This window comes from Thermomicrobiales bacterium, assembly GCA_041390825.1.
Classification (GTDB): domain Bacteria; phylum Chloroflexota; class Chloroflexia; order Thermomicrobiales; family UBA6265; genus JAMLHN01.
Window position 1 is genome coordinate 74,098 of record JAWKPF010000014.1, and the last position, 21,362, is coordinate 95,459.

Annotated in this window: 18 protein-coding genes and 1 tRNA gene; 12 read left to right on the forward strand and 7 right to left on the reverse strand. The window is 61.1% G+C overall.

Annotated elements, in window-relative coordinates; genetic code table 11:
• Nucleotides 1–43 precede the first annotated feature (43 nt).
• The 6 genes from R2855_09115 to R2855_09140 form a co-directional block, all read right to left on the reverse strand.
• Nucleotides 44–1,468 (reverse strand): DUF512 domain-containing protein, encoded by a 1,425-nt coding sequence (locus R2855_09115; protein ID MEZ4531177.1) that lies wholly within the window; start codon nucleotides 1,466–1,468, stop codon nucleotides 44–46.
• 90 nt (nucleotides 1,469–1,558) lie between these two features.
• A complete protein-coding gene (prmA, locus tag R2855_09120; protein MEZ4531178.1) occupies nucleotides 1,559–2,491 on the reverse strand; it encodes a 50S ribosomal protein L11 methyltransferase in 933 nt (310 codons plus the stop codon).
• Complete coding sequence (locus tag R2855_09125) at nucleotides 2,488–3,462, reverse strand: sugar phosphate nucleotidyltransferase (protein MEZ4531179.1); 975 nt, start codon at nucleotides 3,460–3,462, stop codon at nucleotides 2,488–2,490. The genes prmA and R2855_09125 overlap by 4 nt, the downstream gene beginning before the upstream one ends.
• Before the next feature lie 119 nt (nucleotides 3,463–3,581).
• Nucleotides 3,582–3,655: transfer RNA gene (locus tag R2855_09130), tRNA-Glu, on the reverse strand.
• Nucleotides 3,656–3,728: 73 nt separating this feature from the next.
• Nucleotides 3,729–5,141, reverse strand: coding sequence for a ComEC/Rec2 family competence protein (locus R2855_09135; protein ID MEZ4531180.1), 1,413 nt, complete (start codon nucleotides 5,139–5,141; stop codon nucleotides 3,729–3,731).
• 3 nt (nucleotides 5,142–5,144) lie between these two features.
• Nucleotides 5,145–5,696, reverse strand: a complete 552-nt coding sequence (locus R2855_09140) for a ComEA family DNA-binding protein (protein ID MEZ4531181.1) — start codon at nucleotides 5,694–5,696, stop codon at nucleotides 5,145–5,147.
• A 150-nt stretch (nucleotides 5,697–5,846) separates the two neighbouring features.
• On the opposite strand from R2855_09140, the gene mfd reads away from it, so the two are divergent.
• Nucleotides 5,847–9,341 (forward strand): transcription-repair coupling factor, encoded by a 3,495-nt coding sequence (gene mfd / locus R2855_09145; GenBank protein ID MEZ4531182.1) that lies wholly within the window; start codon nucleotides 5,847–5,849, stop codon nucleotides 9,339–9,341.
• 14 nt (nucleotides 9,342–9,355) lie between these two features.
• Here the strand turns inward: mfd and R2855_09150 are convergent, their stop codons facing one another.
• Nucleotides 9,356–11,758, reverse strand: coding sequence for an endonuclease MutS2 (locus tag R2855_09150; protein ID MEZ4531183.1), 2,403 nt, complete (start codon nucleotides 11,756–11,758; stop codon nucleotides 9,356–9,358).
• Between the two features lie 171 nt (nucleotides 11,759–11,929).
• Here R2855_09150 and lexA point away from each other — a divergent pair, with 171 nt between their 5' ends.
• The 11 genes from lexA to R2855_09205 all read left to right on the forward strand — a co-directional run bounded on the left by lexA (nucleotide 11,930) and on the right by R2855_09205 (nucleotide 21,273).
• Entirely contained in the window at nucleotides 11,930–12,568 is a 639-nt protein-coding gene (lexA, locus tag R2855_09155; GenBank protein ID MEZ4531184.1) for a transcriptional repressor LexA, read from the forward strand.
• A gap of 156 nt (nucleotides 12,569–12,724) precedes the next feature.
• Entirely contained in the window at nucleotides 12,725–13,423 is a 699-nt protein-coding gene (locus tag R2855_09160; GenBank protein MEZ4531185.1) for a DUF4126 domain-containing protein, read from the forward strand.
• Nucleotides 13,410–14,474 carry a J domain-containing protein gene (locus R2855_09165; GenBank protein MEZ4531186.1) on the forward strand — a complete coding sequence of 355 codons (1,065 nt, stop codon included), beginning with the start codon at nucleotides 13,410–13,412 and terminating at the stop codon, nucleotides 14,472–14,474. Before R2855_09160 ends, R2855_09165 begins: the two co-directional genes overlap by 14 nt.
• A gap of 3 nt (nucleotides 14,475–14,477) precedes the next feature.
• Nucleotides 14,478–14,798 carry a MerR family transcriptional regulator gene (locus R2855_09170; GenBank protein MEZ4531187.1) on the forward strand — a complete coding sequence of 107 codons (321 nt, stop codon included), beginning with the start codon at nucleotides 14,478–14,480 and terminating at the stop codon, nucleotides 14,796–14,798.
• Between the two features lie 41 nt (nucleotides 14,799–14,839).
• Nucleotides 14,840–16,138, forward strand: a complete 1,299-nt coding sequence (locus tag R2855_09175) for an adenylosuccinate synthase (protein MEZ4531188.1) — start codon at nucleotides 14,840–14,842, stop codon at nucleotides 16,136–16,138.
• Between the two features lie 13 nt (nucleotides 16,139–16,151).
• Nucleotides 16,152–16,619: a 3-hydroxyacyl-ACP dehydratase FabZ gene (gene fabZ, locus R2855_09180; protein ID MEZ4531189.1), complete on the forward strand. Its 468-nt coding sequence runs from the start codon at nucleotides 16,152–16,154 to the stop codon at nucleotides 16,617–16,619.
• Nucleotides 16,620–16,648: 29 nt separating this feature from the next.
• A complete protein-coding gene (locus tag R2855_09185; GenBank protein MEZ4531190.1) occupies nucleotides 16,649–17,740 on the forward strand; it encodes a glycosyltransferase family 1 protein in 1,092 nt (363 codons plus the stop codon).
• Between the two features lie 36 nt (nucleotides 17,741–17,776).
• Entirely contained in the window at nucleotides 17,777–18,301 is a 525-nt protein-coding gene (locus R2855_09190; protein ID MEZ4531191.1) for a hypothetical protein, read from the forward strand.
• Nucleotides 18,302–18,348: 47 nt separating this feature from the next.
• On the forward strand, nucleotides 18,349–19,452 hold the full coding sequence (locus R2855_09195) for a hypothetical protein (GenBank protein ID MEZ4531192.1): 1,104 nt from the start codon (nucleotides 18,349–18,351) through the stop codon (nucleotides 19,450–19,452).
• An 87-nt stretch (nucleotides 19,453–19,539) separates the two neighbouring features.
• The gene (locus R2855_09200; protein ID MEZ4531193.1) at nucleotides 19,540–20,241 is read left to right on the forward strand and encodes a PspA/IM30 family protein; all 702 of its coding nucleotides are present in this window, start codon (nucleotides 19,540–19,542) and stop codon (nucleotides 20,239–20,241) included.
• A gap of 45 nt (nucleotides 20,242–20,286) precedes the next feature.
• Nucleotides 20,287–21,273: an SPFH domain-containing protein gene (locus R2855_09205; protein ID MEZ4531194.1), complete on the forward strand. Its 987-nt coding sequence runs from the start codon at nucleotides 20,287–20,289 to the stop codon at nucleotides 21,271–21,273.
• Nucleotides 21,274–21,362: the final 89 nt, after the last annotated feature.

Below are 21,362 nucleotides of genomic sequence, written 5' to 3' on the forward strand. Positions count from 1 at the left end.
CCCGATGGCTGACGGATAGCCCGCGACCCGCGGTGAAGGCCGATCAGGCGGCCAATTGGTCCTGTCGCTTGCGAAGGTCGGCCGCGACATCCGAAAACGTCAGGCAGGGCACCACCGGCGAGCCGACCGCGGCCGAGAGATCGGCGAGCGTCATATCGTCGAGCAACGTGTGTGTCCGGTCGGAGATTGCCCGACTCGTGATGAAAACAGGGCGGCCGTTCGTCTTGTCTGCCAGAGCCGCTCTGAAATCGTGGCCCGTCAGGAGGCCCGAGACATTGATCTCGTGTCCCAGGTAGTCGTTCTCGATCACAACCACGTCGAGAGCGGTGCCGAGCCGCTCATTCATTTGGCCAACGGCATGGCGCATCGTGTCACCAATCAGCGTTCCACACGCTACGATCCCTTGCGCACCGCGGAGCCTATCCGGGTTCGTGCGGCGCATCAGGCCAGACAGATTGTCCAGCAGGTGCCGGGTGATGCCAATGCCATCCTCGATCTGTGGGAATCCATCGTACATCGCCGTGCCCGGCACTTCGCGTCCTGTCATCAGATAGAACTCGTCGCCGAGGTAGAAGAACGTTTCGCCACGCTCGGCGCGGAATCGTCGCTGCCAGCGCTCTGATTGCTCGATCACCGCATCGGCTTCCCACGGCTCGTAGCGGCGCACTTCGATCCGTCGTGACGACAGGGTGCGCATGCATTCGCGTGAGTTGCGGAGTTGCTTGCTTTGCAGCTCGATTCCGTGCCGGGTCAGACCGACCGGCACTCCGGCGATCGAGCGCAGCCGCTCGAATCGACTCAGGTCCGTGAGCGATCGGTCCAGCTCGTCTCCGTCGTTGACGTTCGGGCAGAGAACCAGTTGCGCATGAAAGTCGATTCCCAACTCATCCAGTCGGGCGAGATCGTCGAGGATGCGCGCGCCTTTCGGATTCCCGACAAGCGCAACACGGAGTTCCGGATTGGTCGCATGCACCGAGACATGCAACGGTCCAATGCGTTCGGCTTCGATGCGGCGCCAGTCTTCATCATCGAGGTTGGTAAGGGTGACGAAGCTGCCGTAAAGCATCGAATATCTGAAATCGTCGTCCATAACATAGAGCGAACGGCGCATCCCCTTGGGGATCTGCTTGATGAAGCAGAAGGGACAGGAGTTTTCGCAGATTCGCACTCCGTCGAACGTCGCATCCGCGAAGGTGATGCCCCAGTATTCGTCCCCTTCCAGTTCCAGATCGACCGATTCGACATGGTTGCCGCGCGCGATCTCTAGGGAAACCGACTCTGACTGGGCATGGAACTGAAAGTCGATGAAATCGATGACGGGGCGACCGTCGATGGAGACGATTCGGTCGCCAGATTTCAGTCCAAGTTCCGCACCGAGCGAGCCTTCTGCGACACCTGCGATGAGACCTGGGGTCTCGGGCGCAAGATCGACGCGGCGATTGGTCAGTTGGCTGATTTTGGGGGCCACAGGCGTGAAATGTCCGGCACGTGAATGGCAAATCGGCGCACGTATGCGCACTGGCAAACAGGCGATTCTACCATGTCGAGCCGAACGGCATCAGCGACGTCGCCAGATATGCCCGATCCAATCCTCGATCTGCTGCCGGTCGATCATCTCGAATCCGAGTGCGGCGTAGCAGTCGATGACCGATTGCTCTTTCGAGTCGATGATTCCGCTGAGGACGAGCGTCCCGGCCGTGTCGACCGACGCTGCAATTTGCTCGGAGATGTCCACCAACACGCGAGCAATGATGTTCGCGACTACGATGTCATAGGTTGGCAGCGTCGAATCCGTCGCTTCCATTCCGGATTGCCAAATCGTGACCGAATCGCGAACCCCGTTCAGGTCGATATTCGTCTGCGCCTGCCGTACAGAGACCGCATCGATGTCGACCCCGTCGACCTTGCGTGCCCCCAGTTTCGCTGCGGCGATCGCAATGATGCCTGAGCCGGTGCCGACATCGAAGACCGTTCGACCGTCGAGCTCGAGCGTTTCCAACAAACGGAGGGCGGTCTGGGTTGTTGGGTGTGTGCCAGTACCGAAGGCCATTCCGGGGTCGAGTAGCACCACGATGTCGTCGTCACCGGGATCGTAGGTTTGCCATGGCGGCCGCACAACAACCCGGCTACCAACGCGCACTGGTTTGTAGTGCGCTTTCCAGGCGTTGGCCCAGTCTTCTTCGTTGCGCGTTTCGACCGTCAGCTCGCCGATGCCGCGCAATTGCCCGAGATGCCAGATTCCGGTGCGAATGGAGTCGAGCGCGCTGGCATCGAACGATTCCTGCGGAATGAAGGTCCGGATTCGAAACGGGCGAGAAATGTCGACTCGAACGTTGTCACCGTCCCGATCCTGTGTGAATGGCTCTTCGATGACGACGCCCTCGTTGTATCCGTAGCGCGAAAAGAGCTCGACGACCGGCTCGACGGCTTCATGATCGACTTCGACCGAGAGTTCGATCCAACTCCCCTGGGATGCGTCGTGCTCGTTCAAATCCGCACCACGCTGGAGTCGCCGACGTTCACGCTCACCGCATGCCCCGAAACGCTGGCATCCTTCCCGACGATCGAATAGTCGAGAATCGCGTTGTCCACTTTGGCGCCAGCATCCACGATCGTATCGCGCACAATCGAATGGGATACCGTGGCGTTCGGACCGATACTGGCGAAGGGTCCAACAATCGAAGACTCGATCCTGGCCGTCGGATGAATGAATGACGGCTCGATGACGCCCGATCCGTCGATGCGTGGATCACCGTCGGAAATCGTTTCGAGCAGGTACCGGTTCGTCTGCAGCAGGGCGGCGTCGTTCCCGCAGTCCTCCCAAACCGTAACCGGCGCCGTCACGACCTTCTTGCCACGATCGATCATGATCTGAACCGCATCGGCCAGAAAATACTCGTTCTTGAGCGAAATCTTGCGCTCGAACTGCTCCAGGATCGCGCTGTAGAGATCCGCCATATCCCGGAAGTAGTAGATGCCTACAAGCGCCTGGTTCGAGACCGGATTCTGCGGTTTCTCCACCAGCCGCACCACACGTCCCCCTTCTTCGACCGCAATCCCGAACGCTGATGGATCGGGTACCTCCTTCACAAAGGCGATCACATCGGCATCGCTGGATTCGATCACACTGAAATCAGCTTCGAAAAGCATGTCGGGGAAGAGAATGAGCGCATCCTGATCCGCGGCGTCTCTGGCGCGGATGATTGCGTCGGTCTGCCCAAGCATCTTTGGTTGCTCAACGAAATGGGCTTCGGTGTCGTATTCGGCAGCTACCCACTCTTCGATCTGCTTGCCAAGATAACCCGTAATGAAGATGAGGCGACGGGGCTCGAGCGTCATCACGCGGTCGAGCACGTGCGCGAGCATGGGTCGACCGGCAACCGAAACAAGCGGCTTTGGCTTGCTCCAGGTCTGCGGCCGAAGTCGAGTTCCTAGTCCTGCCACCGGCAAAATGATGTCCACGCTACATCCTGTCAGGCCGGGCGATGCCCACAAATGCTGGCGATGCGCCAGTTGTCGATTTCGATGGGGGAAGTCTAGCGGGAAATGAAAAAGGCGCCTTGTCGGCGCCCGTTCCCAGGTACCCCCAGCGGGATTCGAACCCGCGATCTTCACCTTGAAAGGGTGACGTCCTGGTCCACTAGACTATGGGGGCACGCCCAATCACGCCAAAGCGAAATCGAGCTTGCTAAGCATAGGGGCAGAGACCCGCTTGCGGCAACTCCAATCTACCAATTGCGAACGAGCGAGACTGCGTGGCGTCCCATGCGGCGCAGATCGCCACTCAAGGCAAAGATCGTCGACCAGCACGCAACGGTGAGAACGGCAATCGCAGCCGACACTGGCCGACCCAGCTGCACTGCGCCAGGGAGGTAACGGTCGGCCAGCTCGACAATGTCGACCATCAACCCCGAAAGCCAGATGGCTGGCAACAACACCATCTCTCCGATCCAAGGCGCGGCGAATCCGATCGATGCACCGACCAGTGCAATCGGAAACACCAACGACGCCAATGGGCCGATGAGGAGATTGGCGAAGAGCCCAATGCCATTGAGCGTGCCGATCGTCGCCGCGAGAATTGGCAGCGTGGCGAGTTGCGCTGCGACCACGCTCAGGGCAAGCGAGGCGCCGGCCGACCTGGCGCCAAAACGCTCGCTTCCGTCGAACACCACGATCAACGCCACGGTCGCGGCAATGGACAGCTGGAATCCGAGCGTCCAGAAATCATGTGGCCGAAACAAGATCTGGATTGCCGCCAGGAGGACCGTGAGCGTCAACAGGTCAGGTGCTCTCCCCAACCAACGCCCCAACAGCACTGCGGTCGCCAGTAGCGCCGCCCGAAGCGCCGAAGGCTGCAACCCAACCATGATCGCAAAGAGCCAGACAGCGCTGGTGGCCGCACCGACGAACCAAAGGCTGCGTTTCATTGCGCCAGTAGCCATGACACTGAGGAGCAAGATCAATACCGAGAAATTCGCGCCTGAGATCGCTGTGATGTGGGTGGTCCCGGACGCCAGAAATGCGTCGCGGGCTTCTCGAGACAGTCCTCCATCATCTCCGGTCACGAGTCCGCTGAGCAAAGCACCCGCATCGCCTGGCGCTGCTTGCATGAGGAAAGCCGACATGTCCGTGCGCACGCGCGAGAGCGCCGATACGAGGCCATGGCCCGGTTCGACGACGACCATCGTCTCGGCGTTCAGTTGAGCCGAACAGTTGCGGGCACGCAAAGCCGCATTGCCGATCTCGGCCAAATCGACCGGCGCTATCAGACGACCGGAAAGAAAGATGCGGTCGCCACGATGGAGCTTTGGTGTCGGACCCGCGTAGATGCACACGCGTTCTTCGCGAGTCGATCTGCCATATCCAACGAACCGCTGGCCGCTTGCGGTGAGAAAGGGCCCTTCTGCGACTCGAACGACGCCTTCGAACCCGGCTGTCGTGAGGCCGGTGGTTGGCGTCGGGCTTGATGACTGCGCCCAGATGGCGCCTGCGAGCGAGGCAAGCACAATAGCAGCCGTGCTAACAGGGCCCACCGCTCCCCGCAATCGCACGAGAAGCGTGATTCCAAAGACAGCAATGAATGCGCCGAAACCGAGCCCGAAGCTGATGAGGAACGAGCTGCCAATCGCCAGGCCGGTCATCGACTAGGTCGTGACCTGATCACGCATGGCATCGACCATGCGCGCGGAGATTCCAGGCACGCGGGCCAGCTCGTCGATCGAGCCGAACGGACCGATCGTTTCGCGATACTCGATGATCGCATCGGCGAGCGCCGGTCCGATTCCTGGCAAGGTGTCCAGCTCGTCGGCAGTCGCCGTATTGACGTTTATCCGCTCATCGCCTTCCTCGGCGACGGGAGTGCCTGGGCCGGGTGTCGGACGAATTCTGGGAATCTCTATCTCCTCCCCGTCCCGCACCCTCCGCGCGAGGTTCAGCGCAGCAAGGTCTGCGTCACTCGTGGCGCCTCCCGCGGCACGTATCGCATCCTCCAGGCGGGCATCAGGATCCAGGTCATAGACGCCTGGCGCGGCAACCTCTCCGCTCACTTGCACCGAGATGGTTCGCGATTGCGCAGCGTCACGCACGATGATCGGGGGCGCGGAACGATCGTCGAACACCCGCAACGCGGCAACGCCCAGCACGATGCCGAGCGCCACCGCCGCAAGCAGGATGAAGTTACGGCGTAGCCAACTCATGCGGGGACGGCTTTCGGCGCGATTCACATTCGACGGCAACATTTTACGGGATAAGGAAGGGGCACGATGGTAGAATTCCCGGCTGCCATCGACCCCGAGCAACCGGGGTTCGGAGGTTTCTTGGTGTTCCTCCAATCAGGAGCAGACTGCTTGAACCTTGCCCACCTCCTCCCTGACATGCTCCAGAGCACCTCGGTCAAGCGCTTATTCCAGCACGTGCAAGACGGCGTCGATGTGTCGGTTAGCGACTTGCCGAGTTCCGCGCGGCCCGCGGTCATCGCAATGCTTGCGACTCGATTCGCTAAGCCGCTGCTGGTTGTCAGCAGTCGGGCAGACCGAGTAGATGTTCTTTCCTCAGCGACGGCCGAGTTCCTCGACCGATCCCGCAATGTCATCCATTGGCCCGCGCCAGCGGCGCTTCCGTACGAGCGGATTCCTCGCGACAGCGACCAAAGCGCCGACTATGTTGCCGCGCTTCAGCAATTGACGAGAGCTCCGCAAGACGCGATCACGTTCGTTTCGGCGGCGTCCATGACCCATCCAGTTCTGTCACCTGGAGACTTGCTGGCCCACCAGCGGTCGGTTTCCAATGGAAAGATCGTGCGGCAAGCGGATCTCTTTGCGTGGGCTGCTTCGGTTGGCTATGAGCCGGTGACGATCGTTCAACGTGTTGGCGAGGTCGCGCGCCGAGGCGGCATCATCGATATCTTTTCGCCGGGAACGTCCGGTCCGGCCCGCCTGGACTTTTTCGGTGACGAGCTGGAGAGCATCCGGCTCTTCGATCCCAGCTCCCAACGATCCCAGGAACGACTCGATTCCTTGACGCTGCTTCCGGCCATCGAGCTTCCGGTTTGGAAACTGGCGGAGGCATCAGCCAAAATCCGAAATCTCGATATTGCGCCGCTGCGTCTCGAAGTGCGCGAAGAGCTCAGCCGCACGCTCGAGCGAGCCGCTGACGGGCATATCCCGTCTGAACTCGATCTCTTCGCGCCGTTCCTGCTCGATCGCCCGGTGACGATCCTCGATCACCTTCCCTCCGAGACGATCGTCGTACTGGACGACCCTGCGACCATTGCGCTCGCCGGCTCACAGCGCGATGAACATGCCCGCGATCACTACCTGGCAGCCGTCAACAGCCGAGAGCTTCCAGCGGGGCTGCCCAATCCGTTCGTGCCATTTGAAGACCTGATGGCCAGGGTTGCGCAACAGCAGACCGTCTCGTTCGGAGACGATTTTGAATCCGCGCATGAAACCGTCAGGTTCGAAGGCTGGTCGGCATCGTCTCAGTTCGCCGGGCGCATCCCCGAAATCATCACTGCGGTGTCTGACAGGCTGAACGATGGCTGGCGCGTCGAGCTCGCGACCGATCAGGTCGATCGCCTGACCGATATCTTCGAAGAGCACGAACTCTTTCCCAGGCGCACAAAAGGCGACAGCCGTGGACAGCGTTCCCCGCTGGCGCCGGGCGAGGTGGAAATCGTTTCCTCTGATCTGGACGGTGGTTTCGAAGTCGCCAGCGAGAGCGTGCTGCTGCTTACCGACCTCGAGCTTTTTGGCTTCCACAAAGCCATTCGCGCCCGCGAGCCAAGGAGAAAAGAAGCCGCACGCGCGTTCGCGGCCTCCTTGACCCCTGGAGATCACGTCGTGCACATCGATCACGGAGTCGCGATCTTCCAGGGCCTTACGCGCATGGAGCAAGGCGGCGTCGAGCGAGAGTACCTCTTGCTGGAGTTCGCCAAAGGCGAGCGCCTCTATGTGCCGGTCGATCAATCGCATCGGGTCACGGTCTATTCGTCAGGTGGGCTTTCACCGGCACTCAATACCCTCGGCTCTGGTGAATGGGTCAAGACGAAGCGGCGCGTGCGTCGTGCGGTGCGTGACATGGCCTATGAGCTGATCAATCTCTATGCGGCGCGCGACACCGCCCAGGGGTATCGATTCGGTCCGGATAGCGTCTGGGATCATGAGCTCGACAATTCGTTTCCCTACACGGAAACAGCGGATCAGGCGCGAGCAATCATCGACGTCAAGTCGGACATGGCCTCCGAGAAGCCAATGGACCGGCTGATTTGCGGCGACGTAGGTTTCGGGAAAACCGAGGTTGCCATGCGTGCAGCGTTCAAAGCGGTGAATGCTGGCAAGCAGGTGGCCGTGCTCGTCCCGACCACAGTGTTGGCGTTGCAGCATTTCGCGACCTTCACGCAGCGCTTGTCCGCGTTTCCGGTACGAGTGGAAATGCTCTCCCGCCTTCGATCCGAGAAGGAGCAGAAACAGATCGTCGCCGGATTGGCGGACGGCTCGGTCGACATCGTGATCGGCACGCACCGCCTGGTCCAGCGCGATGTGCGCTTCAGGGACCTGGGACTGGTCATCATCGATGAGGAGCAACGGTTCGGTGTCCGGCAGAAGGAGTTCCTCAAGCATTTGCGGACCGAGGTGGACATCATCTCGATGAGCGCCACGCCGATCCCGCGCACGCTTCATATCGCGCTGGCCGGCATTCGCGATATCAGCGTGATCGAGACGGCGCCAAACGCCCGCTTGCCGATCCGCACGTTCGTCACGAAGACGAACGATCAGCTGATCCGCGATGTCATCTTGCGTGAGATCGAGCGCGGGGGGCAGATCTTCTTCGTTCACAATCGAGTCCAGTCGATCTCGAAGGTGGTCAAACACCTTCATGAAATCGTGCCGGAAGCGCGGATCGGTGTCGGTCATGGGCAGATGGACGAGGATGTGCTGGAATCTGTGATGATGAAATTCGTGCAAGGGGAATTCGACGTTCTCGTTTGCACAACCATCATCGAATCCGGGGTCGACATTCCGAACGCGAACACCATCATCATCGACAACGCCGACACCTTTGGCTTGACACAGCTCTATCAACTGCGAGGACGCGTAGGGCGTGGCGCGCACCGCGCCTATGCCTACTTGCTGGTGAAACCCGACAAGCCGCTTTCGCCCGAGGCCGAAGCGCGACTCGAGGCGATCCAGGAGGCGACTGAACTCGGGTCAGGTATGCGCGTCGCGCTGCGCGATATGGAGATTCGCGGAGCAGGGAACCTGCTCGGTGCCGAACAAAGCGGGCACATCGCGGAGATCGGCTATGAGCTGTACCTTCGCCTCCTGGCGCAAGCTGTCGAGGAAGCGCGCAGAGGCACGCCGATTCCAGAGATCGAGGCGGTTACGATGGATTTGCCCATCACTGCGCTGATCCCGGCTGACTATATTCAGGATGTCGAGCTGCGGTTGGCGACCTATCGCGCCATTTCGGGGATCGAAGACGACCGTGGGTTGCGTGAAATTCGCACCGAACTGGAAGACCGCTTCGGCGACATCCCGACTGAGGTCGAGCATCTCCTTGCGCTCATCAAGCTTCGGCTCAGATCGGAGCGGCTGGGAATTGGCTCGATTGTCGAACGCGAACGCGAGATCGTCATTCGCCCGGTCGACACGACAAAGCTGAACGCCCGCAAATTGATCGCTCGATTTGGGCATGCCATCAAGATCACGCCAAACTCGCTTCGCCTACGGCTCATGGAACTCGACGAAGAGTGGGCCAAGGCGCTCGACACGGTGCTCGATGAGGTCGAGCTCGCGGTCGAGCGCCACCGCGATGCCGAAGCGGCGCTTTCCGTCGTGTGATAGAGCAACTCGACTCATGACTCGGCAAAGTACGCGATGGTCACACCATCGCCGCCTTCGCCCTGCGAGCCCGGTTCGCTACGCTCGATCCCAGGATGGGACGATAGCTGACGGCGGACAGCCTGGCGTAACGCTCCGGTGCCCTTTCCGTGGATGATGCGCACGCTTGGCAGGTTCGCCCGATACGCGCTATCCAGATAGCGCTCGAGCTGGTCTTCCACATCCGCCACCCGCTCTCCGCGAATGTCGATTTCCATCGGCACGTAGACTCCGGAGTTCGACGCGATCGAAACCTTGCGTGCCGGTTCCTTGCGAGCGCCTCCAAGCCGCTTGAGACTGGACAGCTGCTGCCGAATACGGAGTCCGCCCATCACGACGTCGGCGGTGTCTCCTTCGATCGATGCGATCTCGCCCTCCATGCCAAGCGTCGTCACCTCGACGCGGTCTCCCACGGAGAGTGTCGGCAGCGCTTGCCGCGGCCGGCTGGCGCCCAGGCTGCGTCGAAGATCCTTCACCTGCCGCACCGCGCGGTCGAGCTCCTCCTGAGGTCGTTCGATCGAGGGCCGTTGATCGGGACGGGCGGCAGCCGCCTGTTGCAGCCGGCGAACGCTCGCACGCGCCTCTGAAAGCTCGGCCTCTGCGGCGGCAATTGCTTCCTCTCGCGCATTCAGTCGCTCGATTTCGGCATTGCGCAGTTCTTCCGCAGCTGCGCGCCTGAGTCGGGCAGCTTCCCGCCGTTCTTGCGCCGCCTGCTCGCGTTCCTGCTCCGTCCGATCGCGAATTACCCGGAGCTCGCCGAGGAGCTCATCGGTTCTGACAGTCTCGGAATCGATGTATCCCGCCGCGCGATCGAGTACCCGCTCGCCAAGCCCCAGCCGTCTCGCGATCGACAACGCGTTCGATTGCCCGGGAACTCCGATGACGACGCGGTAGGTGGGTTGCAGTGTCTCCACATCGAACTCCACCGAGGCATTCTCAACGCCAACAGTCTCATAGGCGAAACTCTTGACCTCGGCATAGTGCGTCGTGGCGATGACCAGCGGACCGCGCTCCAGAAGTTCCGCGATGATCGCGCGCGCCAGCGCTGAGCCTTCGATGGGGTCGGTGCCCGAACCCACCTCATCGATCAGCACGAGGCTGGTCGGTTCCACGTGTTCCAGCATCGCGATGACCGAAGCGATATGCGCCGAGAAGGTGGAAAGACTCTGAGCGATGCTCTGGTCGTCACCAATATCGACGAAGTACGAGCTGAAAACCGGCAAGATCGAGTGATCGTCCGCGGGAATGAAGAGACCGGATTGCGCCATGGCCGAAAGGAGTCCCACGGTCTTGAGCGCCACGGTCTTGCCGCCGGTGTTCGGGCCGGTAATGAGCAAGATCCGAAAATCCTCGCCCAGGTCGATATCGATAGGCACCACCGTCTTCGGATCGAGCAGCGGGTGCCGCGCCCGTCTGAGCCGGATCCGCTGACTGGGATGCCCCGCGGAGTCACGGTCACCGTTCACCTGGCTCCAGATCGACGGTTGGGTTGCACGCATCTCGAAGGCGAGTCTCGCCTTTGCCATCGCGAAATCGATTCTCGCCACCGATTCGACCGTCAGCTTCAGCTCATTCGCAAATCGCCCGGTTTCTGCGCTCAGCTCATCGAGGATCCGCTCCACCTCGCGCGTTTCCTCGATCTGCGCCTCTCGCCACCGATTGTTGAGCTCCACCACCTCGAGAGGTTCGACGAAGATCGTTTGTCCGCTCGACGAAACATCGTGCACCACACCGGGCACCTGGTTGCGGCTGTCGGCCCGGACCGGAACGACATAGCGCCCGTCCCGGGAAGTAACGATCGAATCCTGCAGGGCCGGGTTCGATCCGCCGACGAAGCGGTTGAGTCGATCCATCAACCGCCCATGCGCGATCCGCACCTCCTTTCGGATTCTCGAAAGCGCCGGGCTCGCTGAATCGAGGACATCACCCGATGGGCCGATTGCCCGACCAATCGTGTTTTCCAGCTCGATTGCGTCGATGAGACCCGACGAGAGATCCAGGAGCTGCGGGAATCGCAGACCGACTTCGGGTAAGCGCTGGATCGATCTCCGCAGCAAGCGCGCGGCTCGGGCGGTCTCCGCGATCGTCATCAACTCCTGCGGAAGCAGGCGACTCCCCTTTCCGGCGCGCTCGGCTCCCGATCGAATGTCGCGCGCTCCACCAATCGAGATGTCCGGGAAGTTGGTGAGCAGATCGACGCCTTCGGCGGTCGCCTCGAGCCACCGATCGACCAACCAACGATCCGTCGATGGCTCCAGGGTCGAGGCAGTCTCGGCAGATACGGTGAACAGGCATTGCGCGGCCAGGCGCATGCGGACCGCATCGTATTCGAGTTTTTCCAGGGCAAGCGAAAGCTCGGAGGGTGAATTGTCAGTCATAGCGAGAGTCTTTCGTCAAAACAGATATCTCGACTGCCTGGACACATCCTGCTTGAGTTTGTGCCGTTGGCGTCACAAAGAGAACGAGTGTTTGACACGAACATGTGTTCGCCATATAATCGAGTTCCAGGAACCCGCGCCCGCACTGGGACCTATGGCATGGAGAAAAGTATGAAGGACCTCTCTCGAAGGCAACAGGCGATTCTCGACTTCATCGAGAACTTTCTGGACGAGAACGACTATCCGCCCACAATTCGCGATATTCAGGCCGAGCTGGGCATTTCGTCAACCAGTGTTGTCGACTACAACCTGAAGGTCCTCGAGGCCCACAACCTCATCCGTCGCAACCGCAACATCTCACGAGGCATCGAGCTCGTGAATCGTGGGCCGGGGCGGCGCAAAGTGGTGGCTGTCCCGATCGTCGGACAGATTGCCGCTGGACTTCCGATTCCTGTCCCCGAAGAGCTGGAAGGGGCCGAGGCCAGCGAGTCGATCGAGCTCAGTTCTGAGCTCATCCCGGATGGCGGCGCCAATCTTTTCGCGCTGCGCGTCAAGGGGCACTCGATGGTCGATTCGCTCATCAACGATGGAGACGTCGTCCTGCTCAAGCATCAGGCAACCTGTGAAAACGGAGACACCGTCGCCGTCTGGCTCAGGGACGAGAAGGAAACAACGCTCAAGAAGTTCTACTACGAGAACGGGCGCGTCCGCTTGCAGCCGGCGAATGTCACGATGGAGCCCATCTACACCAACCCGGAGAATGTCGAAATCCAGGGCAAATTGGTGACCGTCGTTCGCTCCATCATGTAGCTCCGACGGACCGCGTCGAGAGAGCATGCGAGCATGCAATAGCGGTGAGGCTGCGGGCCCTCGCCGCTGTTGACGCGTCCGGGCTCTCCGACCAAACTGGTATCATGGTTCCGCCGTGCACGAAGGGTGTCGGCTTGCGCGCTTCAGGGTGAATCCGTGACAAATGCCTTGACCGGGGTGCTGCTTGCGGCAGCGGCTGGTCTCAATGCGTTCCTGCCAATTCTCGGGTTGGCTCTTGCGGATCGATTCACCAACTATGTGAATCTCCCGCAGCCGTACAACATCATTTCTTCTGTCGGCGGAATCGCCATTCTGCTCGCGCTGGTCACCATCGACCTGATTGCCGACAAGATTCCCCGTATCGATCACATCAACGATCTCATCAACTCGCCTATCCGGCCGGCAGCTGGCATGTTCCTGATGATGGCTGTGGTCTCAGACGAAGGCGATATTCATGAAGTCGTCGCCCTCTTCATCGGGCTCGGCGTTGCCGGAGCGGTGCATGCCTACAAGTCGATCAACCGAACCCGCATCACTGTGGCTACCAACGGGCTCGCCAATCCGATGGTTTCCTTCATCGAAGATGGCATCGCCGGAGTGACGACTCTTCTTGCCATCGTGTTTCCATGGGCAGGGCTTGCGTTTGCCATCCCGGCGGGTATCGGACTCGCGTGGATCTATCGCAAGACCAGCGGCCCGAACGACTTTGTCAAGCAACCATCGGCAGCGTCCGAAGACGCGGTTGTCGTTTCTGAAGTGAATGTTGGGCGAAAGCCGCGCCGCCAGGTGGGACGCCGGTCTTCTTCGACCTCACCGTCCACCGTTCGACCGGAAGCACCCGATGCCCAAGCTTGAATTCAAGGACTACTACAAGGTGCTCGGCGTCGAGCGCTCGGCCGACGATGCGGCGCTGAAAGCCGCATTTCGCAAAGCAGCACGGAAGCATCATCCCGATGTGAACCCCGGCGACGCACAAGCCGAAGAGCGCTTCAAAGAGGTCAACGAGGCCTACGAGGTCCTCTCCGATCAGGAAAAGCGCAAGCTCTACGATCGCTATGGCGAGGAATGGCAACGGTACAAGGATGCCGGATACACGGGCGACGAGCCAGCAGGCGGCCCGCGTCGGGCTTCGAGCGAGGACTTCGGCAGTTGGTTCACCGGGCAGAGCGGTGGATACACCACCACGAACTTCGGTTCGACGGGTGATCATTCGGACTTCTTCGAGACGCTGTTCGGCAGCTTTGGTGGCGGACGGCGCGGTTCGGATACGTTTGCACGGGCCACTCCCCGGCCGCGACGAGGTCAGGACATAGACGCAGAGGTCGAGGTCACGTTCGAGGAGGCGTTCAGGGGTACTGCTCGCCGCTTCGACATACAGGCCGAGGAGGTTTGTCCTACCTGCGGAGGCACTGGCCTGGTGCGCAACACGATCTGTCCGACGTGCGATGGCGCCGGGTACATTCCACGCATCAAGACCATCGAGGTCAAGATTCCGGCGGGAGTTGCCAATGGCTCACGCATCCGCGTCGCCGGTCAAGGCGGCGCAGGCGAAGCTGGTGGCCCCAACGGGGATGTCTATCTGATCGTCAAGGTGGCCGACGACAAGCGGTTTGTACGCGAGGGCGACAACCTGCGCACCGAGGTCGAAGTCCCGATGCTCACCGCGCTGTTGGGCGGAAAAGCCACGGTGGCCACACCCACCGGCCGCGTCGAGCTGACGATCCCTGCCGAAACGCAACAGGGCAAGGTCTTCCGGCTCCGGGGCCAGGGAATGCCGAGGCTGAAGTCGAAAACCGGCGAACGCGGCGACCTGCTCGCGAAGGCGAACGTCATGCTACCCACGAATCTGACCGACCGCGAAAAAGCGCTGCTCGAAGAGTTGCGGGACCTGCGATCTGGAGGTTGACCCATGAACCAGGCCGGCAGATCTGGCGATATGATCGAAACTCGCTATGTGACGCTTCAGGCGATCTCGACGCGCGCTGGCGTGACTGCGCGCCGGGTACGCTATCTCGAGCGAGCCGGACTGATCGGTCCGGCGGAGTCCGATGAGCATTTTCGGCTCTATCGGGAAGAAACCATCGAACGCGTCATGACCATCGAGCGGTTGACCAACGATCTTGGGGTCAACCTTGCGGGAGTCGAGATCATCCTGAACATGCGCGAGCAGATCATCGCGTTGCAGTCCCAGGCGGGCGCCCCAAAGGACTGGACTCCAGGAAATGGTTGATCGATCGCACGAGATCGAATTCGGAACACGTTAGGAAGACGATGCCAGCAACGATCGTACTCGGCGGACAGTGGGGAGACGAGGGGAAGGGCAAGATCACCGATGCGCTTGCCGGCGCCTCGGGCATGGTGGTTCGCGCCAACGGGGGCAGCAACGCCGGTCACACCATCTCCACATCACAGGGCGTCTTCAAGATGCACCTCGTGCCATCCGGCATCCTTTCACCTGGTACGACCTGCGTCATCGGCGCTGGCGTGGTCATCGACCCTCTGCAACTGGCCAGGGAACTTGCCGAACTGCAGGAGCGTGGGATCGACACCTCCGCGCTCGTCATCTCGGACCGTGCCCATGTGGTGCTCCCGTTTCATTCCAGGATCGATCGCGGAGAAGAATCGCTGCGTGGAAAGGCGCCGATCGGCACAACGCTTCGCGGGATCGGGCCAGCCTATGCGGACAAGGTGTCCCGCCGTGGAATGCGCATGGTCGACCTCTGCGACGAGCGGACTGTACGAGAAGATCTGGCACGGAACTTCGACGCGCGAAACCGGCTGCTTTCCGGTTACTACGGCGCTGAAGAAGTCGACGCGGCTGCAACCACCGATCTCTTGCTCCAGGCGGCAGAGATTCTCGTCCCCTATCTGGGGCACGCGGAAGAAGTGGTGCAGGACGCGCTCGACCGAGGTGAACGAGTGGTCGTCGAATGCGCCCAGGGCGCGCTGCTGGACATCGACTATGGGAGCTATCCCTATGTCACCTCGTCCTCCCCGACCGCAGCCGGAGCCTGCCAGGGCGCCGGTATCGCGCCCAATCAGGTCGATACCGTCATCGGGGTCTTCAAAGCCTATAGCTCCCGGGTTGGAAGCGGCCCGTTCCCGACCGAGCTCTTCGACGAGACCGGAAACGAGATTCGTGAGCGTGGACGTGAATATGGCACCACCACAGGACGCGCCCGGCGCGTGGGCTGGTTCGATGCCGTGGCGGCGCGTCGGGTCGTAAGGCTCAACGGCGTGACCGAGATTGCCCTGACCCTGCTGGACGTGCTCGATGCCTTCGATCCGATCCAGTTCGGAGTCGGATACGAGCTCGACGGCCGCCCTATCACCACGGTGCCGAGCATTTCCACGGACTACGATCGTGTCCAGCCGGTGCTGTCTCCGTCCACAGGGTGGCTGGAGGACATCACCGCCGCGCGCGCGGCGAGCGAACTTCCACCCAGAGCACTCGACTACATTGCGCGAATCGGTGAGCTCGCCGGAGCACCGGTATCGATGGTGGGAGTCGGGCCAGATCGCGATCAGTTGGTTCCCGTCGGCGACCTTGCCGGCGCGGCCGTCCGCTAGAAAGGCGCCAATCATGACCGACAAGGAGTCGACGACGATCCTCGACGCTGTCGCCATTCAGAAGATCTTGCCGCACCGGTTTCCCTTCTTGCTTGTCGATCGTGTCGTCGAGCTGGAGGCCGGCAAGCGTGCGGTCGGCATCAAGAACGTGACGATCAACGAGCACTTTTTTCAGGGGCACTTTCCCGAGTATCCGGTGATGCCAGGCGTGCTCATCGTCGAGGCGCTCGCCCAGGTTGGCGGTATTGCGCTTGGATCGCTGGATGAGTACAAGGGGCGAATCGCTTTCTTTGCCGGGATCGACAACGTGCGTTTCAAGCGCCAGGTGAAACCTGGCGATACGCTCCGGCTCGAAGTCGAGATTGGTCAAGTCCGCCGCTCGATCGGAACTGGAAGCGGGACTGCCACGGTCGATGGCGAAGTTGCCTGCAAGGGTGATTTCATGTTCGCGCTTGGGCCGTTGCTGTCGGAGCTGAGCTGACCACGCCGCGGCAGGCGCGCAGCATCGGCATCGACGGAAGCCGGGCAACGGTCGGTCAACCGACCGGCACCGAACGGTATGCCATCGAATTGCTCGGCGCGCTTGCCGAACTCGATCCGTCTGACGACGTCCGCGTCTACTTCAACCGATCCACGCCACCCCAGAACGTGAGCTTCCCCGGGGAGGCAGTCTGTATTCCGGGACCGCGTTTCTGGACCTTGCGCAACCTCTCGCTCGAGATGCGCCGGAATCCACCCGATCTCCTCTTTGTCCCCTCACATGTCATTCCCCCGGTGCATCCTGTTTCGGTCGTAACCGTGCACGATCTCGGATATCTCATCGAACCGGAGAGTCACGAACCATTTCACCGTAAGCAACTGGAATGGACCACGCGTTGGAACTGTCATGCGGCGACCGGAATCATCGCTGTCTCGGAGTCCACCCGACGCGATCTCGTCGAACTGCTCGATATTCCACAGGAGAAGATCGCCGTGATTCCGCATGGGATCTCGCCAGCGTTCTCCCCCGCCGACCCTGTGGCTATCGATCGGCTTCGAGCTTCCCTCGAGCTGCCACAGCGATACATACTCGCTGTCGGAACAATTCACCCCCGCAAGAATCTCCTGAGACTGATCCAGGCGTTCGAGATTCTGGCTGGAGACGATCCTGAGCTGGTCCTCGTGCTGTGCGGTCGACCAGGATGGCGAGGCGACGAGATTCTCGATCGAGCGCGACGCAGCCCATTCTCCACGAGAATCCGGCACGTCGGGTACGTTGGCGATGCCGATCTCCCAACGCTCTACTCCGCCGCGTCCGTGACGGCGTTCGTTTCGCTCTACGAAGGTTTCGGACTACCCGTGCTCGAATCGATGGCGTGCGGAACTCCAGTGGTCGCGGCAAATCGGTCGTCACTGCCTGAGCTTTGCGGCGACGCAGGGATACTGGTCGATCCGTGCGATGCCCACCGAATTGCCGGTGCGTTGGCGCGCGCGCTTGACGATGAGAACTGGCGCAGGAGCGCAGTCTCACGGGGTCGGGAACGGTCGGCAATGTTCACATGGCAAAATTGCGCGCTACAGACACTCGCGTTCTTGCGTGAAGTTCGCGACAATTCCTCCTGAGCGAAACGGCGCTCGTTGGTTCGATCGAGGTATGCGATGAGCTCATCGGGAAAAATGGTTGGACTGGGCATGATCGCGGCGGGAGCGATCCTGGGGATCGCCGGTGGCGCGTGGCTGGTCTCTGCAATGAACGAGGACAAGCTCGACCGAACTGCCGCCATTTTCGGTCTGGTGCTGCTGCTTGGCGCAGTTGTGATTCCCCTCGTTGCGGGAGGCGTATTCTTCACTCGCAAGGGATCGCTGGAAGAAAAGCAGATGGCGAAGGTGGATCAGCAGCGTCAACTGCTCAACATTGTCTCGACGCGCGGACAGGTCTCTATCTCGGATCTCGTGCTCGAGATGCATTCGACCCGAGACCAGGTCGAGAAGGACTTGAACGAGCTCGTCGGTCGCGGTCTGTTCAGTGGCTACGTCGACTGGAACAAGGGCATGCTGTATTCCGTCGACGCATCCAAACTGCAAGGCGCGCAGTTCTGTCCCAATTGCGGCGGAAAGCTGGAGCTTGCAGGAAAGGGAGTGGTCACGTGCCCCTATTGCGGAGCGCAGATCTTCCTTTCCTGAGCATCGGATAGTATGGTCGCCAAGCGACCAATCAAGGAGCGGGAACAATGAGTTGGTTTCGAGAAACCATGTTGAAGGCCGAAGCAAAAGCCGATCAGTTCGAAAACTGGATCAAGGAAAGCGTGAGCAGCGGGACCGATACGGTCAAGGGCGCGGTCGATGATGCGGTCGGTCGGACGAACGAGTTCGCCGAGAACTATGAAGACAGCGCCGAATCGATGCTCGGCAGAATTCATGGCTACACCGGTTACAAGAGCAAGGAACAAGCACGTGATTCCGATCGCGTGCTTCGCAATGAAATTGCTCGCCAGCTGAACCAGGATGCAACCCGGGTCGAATCGATTCAGCGCACCGCCGCCGCGGCGCGAAACGTGACGCAGGTGAACGAACTCGAGCCGGTCGTGCAAGGTCTTCGCAACGCGGCGAACCTGGTTCAGTCGCTCAGCTATGGCTATGGCGGTCTCTTCTCCGACCGTCCCGTCGATGACATCGCGCTGGCGCAACTGCGGCTCTTCGACGAAGGATTGCTGGTCAAGGCGACTGCCCTCGACACAGGGGTGGACGCCATCGAAGCCGGCGAGGACGGAGCGGCCGCAGCGGTAACCGCGCAGATCGCGGAACTGAAAGCGAGCCTCTCGCTTCGCGGCAATGTCATCGACAAGGGCCGGCCGGTCAAGCCGGTGAAAGAGGTCAAGCCCGCACCAGCAACCGAGAAGGCCTTCGACGACGGGGAGGCCAAGGCGCCTGAGCGTGTCGAGCTTCCGGAGCTCAGCCTGGGCGACGCCATGTCGATCATGGGTGACGACCATCTGATCGAGGCGATCATCGATGTCGACACCTCCGCCGGCACCGAGCGCTTTATTCGGCTGGACAACAAGCCGCAGATGTGGCTCTGGCTGTCCACTGACCCGGCGACGTCGCCCCGACGCCTATTGGCTGCCAGCGAGCCAGCAGGGGTGGCATGGTCGGAGACGATTGGCAAGGCGAAGGTCACTGTGCCGAACGAACGCAGCCGAAGCGGCCCAGGAGTGATCCGCACCGGCACATCGGCAGATTCCAGTGTCGTGCAACTCGATATCGATGGCGCGGTACAGAACTTCACCGCGACCGACGTGCATCCCGACGATATCGAAACCTATCGGGCCAAGTGAGATAATTGATTTCGGCGCGAAACAATCGGTCTGCAATCCGCGTGAGAGCAGCCACGCGCCACTGCAACGAAAACGGAGGAATCATCAATGGGAGTTATCGATCGCGTGTCACGCCTTGTGCGCGCCAATGTCAATGATTTGCTCGATCAGGCCGAAGACCCGGAGATCATGATCGACCAGATCCTGCGCGACATGGAGTCGAACATCGGCGACGCTCGCAAGCAGGTCGCAGCCATGATTGCGCAAGAAAAAGAGCTCGAGTTCGAGCGCAACGAAACGCGGAAACTGGCCGACGCATGGGGCGAAAAGGCGCAGCGCGCCGTCGACGCCGGGAAAGACGACCTGGCCCGTGAAGCGTTGCGCCGACAGAAAGACTATGGCGACAATGCCGCGCTCTACGAGCAGCAACTCGAGCTCCAGAACCAGGCCGTCGCGAAGCTAAAGAGCCAACTTTCCCAGCTGGAGGCCAAGTACGATCAGACGCGCAGCCAGCGCGATTCGCTCATTGCCCGCCAGAAGCGCGCTCGCGCCCAGGCACAGATCGCGGAATCGCTTTCTGGCACGGATTTCTCGTCGATGGATCCCACGTCCGATCTCGACCGCATGGAGCGCAAGATCCGGAATCAGGAAGCCAGAACCGCCGCCATGCTCGAAATGCAGGACGACTCGATCGATGCGCAGTTCGAGGAACTCGACTACGACGCGGACATCGAGGAGCGCCTGGCGGCGCTCAAGGCCGGCAACGCGGCGGCTGCCGAGCTCCCCGCTTCGCTCGAATCTGAAGGCTAGCACCCCTTTGCACGTGTCGATTCGCTTTCGACAGGAGTAGCTACATTGGCAGTTTTGGACCTGGTTCAGTGGACAGATGAGCGGCCAGACGAGATCGTCCGGCGTGTGCCAGAAAGCGGCTCTGGCGAGTTCCGCCTTGGATCCCAACTTGTCGTTCGGGAGAACCAGACTGCGGTTTTCGTCCGGGACGGCAAAGCGCTCGATACCTTCGGCCCCGGACGGCACACGCTCTCGACCAACAACATCCCGCTCCTGGGCAGCATCATCGGTGCGCCATTCGGCGGCAAATCACCGTTTACGGCCGAGGTCTTTTTCGTTTCGTCCCGTGAGTTCACCGGACTGAAATGGGGCACACCGACCCCAATGACCTTCTCCGACACGCAGCTCGGCATGGTGCGCCTGCGCGCGTTCGGCACGTTCTCGATCCGCGTCACGAATCCCACGCTCTTCGTGAACTACATCGTCGGCACACGCGGGGGATACTCGATCGCGAACATCGAGGACTTCCTGCGCTCGATCATCGTGAGCAACTTCAACGACATCCTCGGGGATATGAAGAGCACGCTCACCGATCTACCCGGCATGATGACCGACCTCAATTCGGTCTCTCGCGCGTCACTGAGCGACGACTTCGACCGCATCGGTCTCGAGCTGGTGACCTTCCAGGTGGAGGCCATCACTCCGCCGGAAGAAGTTGCCGCGATGATCGACCAGCGCTCTGGCATGGGCGCGATTGGCGACATGGGCGCCTTCACCCAGTTTCAGGCCGCGCAAGCGATGCGCGACGCCGCACAGAACCCCAGCGGCGGTGGCGCAGCGGCAACAGGCGTTGGCCTGGGCGCTGGCATGGCCATGGGTCAGGCGATGGCCGACGCGATCAAGCAGAGCCAGAGCGGAAACCAGGGCGGCGCTGCGGCGGCGGCGCCTGGCGGAGCGCAGGGCCAGCTCAACTTCTGCCCGAACTGCGGCACACCTGTGACCCCAGGAGCGAAGTTCTGCACCAATTGCGGGTACCAGCTCGTCGCAGGGTAGTCGCGCGCAACAGGATCCAACTGGTACGGGTCGCCTTCACGAGAGGGCGACCCGTTTTCTTGTCGCTCGACCGACCTGTCAGTCAGCTT

What these genes read in the sequence shown, in the direction of transcription:
- fabZ (MEZ4531189.1), top strand. Translation starts at nt 16,152, where the DNA reads ATGACCGACAAGGAGTCGACGACGATCCTCGACGCTGTCGCCATTCAG.
- R2855_09165 (MEZ4531186.1), top strand. Translation starts at nt 13,410, where the DNA reads ATGCCCAAGCTTGAATTCAAGGACTACTACAAGGTGCTCGGCGTCGAG.
- R2855_09140 (MEZ4531181.1), bottom strand. Translation starts at nt 5,696, where the DNA reads ATGAGTTGGCTACGCCGTAACTTCATCCTGCTTGCGGCGGTGGCGCTC.
- R2855_09195 (MEZ4531192.1), top strand. Translation starts at nt 18,349, where the DNA reads ATGAGTTGGTTTCGAGAAACCATGTTGAAGGCCGAAGCAAAAGCCGAT.
- lexA (MEZ4531184.1), top strand. Translation starts at nt 11,930, where the DNA reads ATGAAGGACCTCTCTCGAAGGCAACAGGCGATTCTCGACTTCATCGAG.
- R2855_09150 (MEZ4531183.1), bottom strand. Translation starts at nt 11,758, where the DNA reads ATGACTGACAATTCACCCTCCGAGCTTTCGCTTGCCCTGGAAAAACTC.
- R2855_09190 (MEZ4531191.1), top strand. Translation starts at nt 17,777, where the DNA reads ATGAGCTCATCGGGAAAAATGGTTGGACTGGGCATGATCGCGGCGGGA.
- R2855_09175 (MEZ4531188.1), top strand. Translation starts at nt 14,840, where the DNA reads ATGCCAGCAACGATCGTACTCGGCGGACAGTGGGGAGACGAGGGGAAG.
- R2855_09135 (MEZ4531180.1), bottom strand. Translation starts at nt 5,141, where the DNA reads ATGACCGGCCTGGCGATTGGCAGCTCGTTCCTCATCAGCTTCGGGCTC.
- R2855_09170 (MEZ4531187.1), top strand. Translation starts at nt 14,478, where the DNA reads ATGAACCAGGCCGGCAGATCTGGCGATATGATCGAAACTCGCTATGTG.
- R2855_09200 (MEZ4531193.1), top strand. Translation starts at nt 19,540, where the DNA reads ATGGGAGTTATCGATCGCGTGTCACGCCTTGTGCGCGCCAATGTCAAT.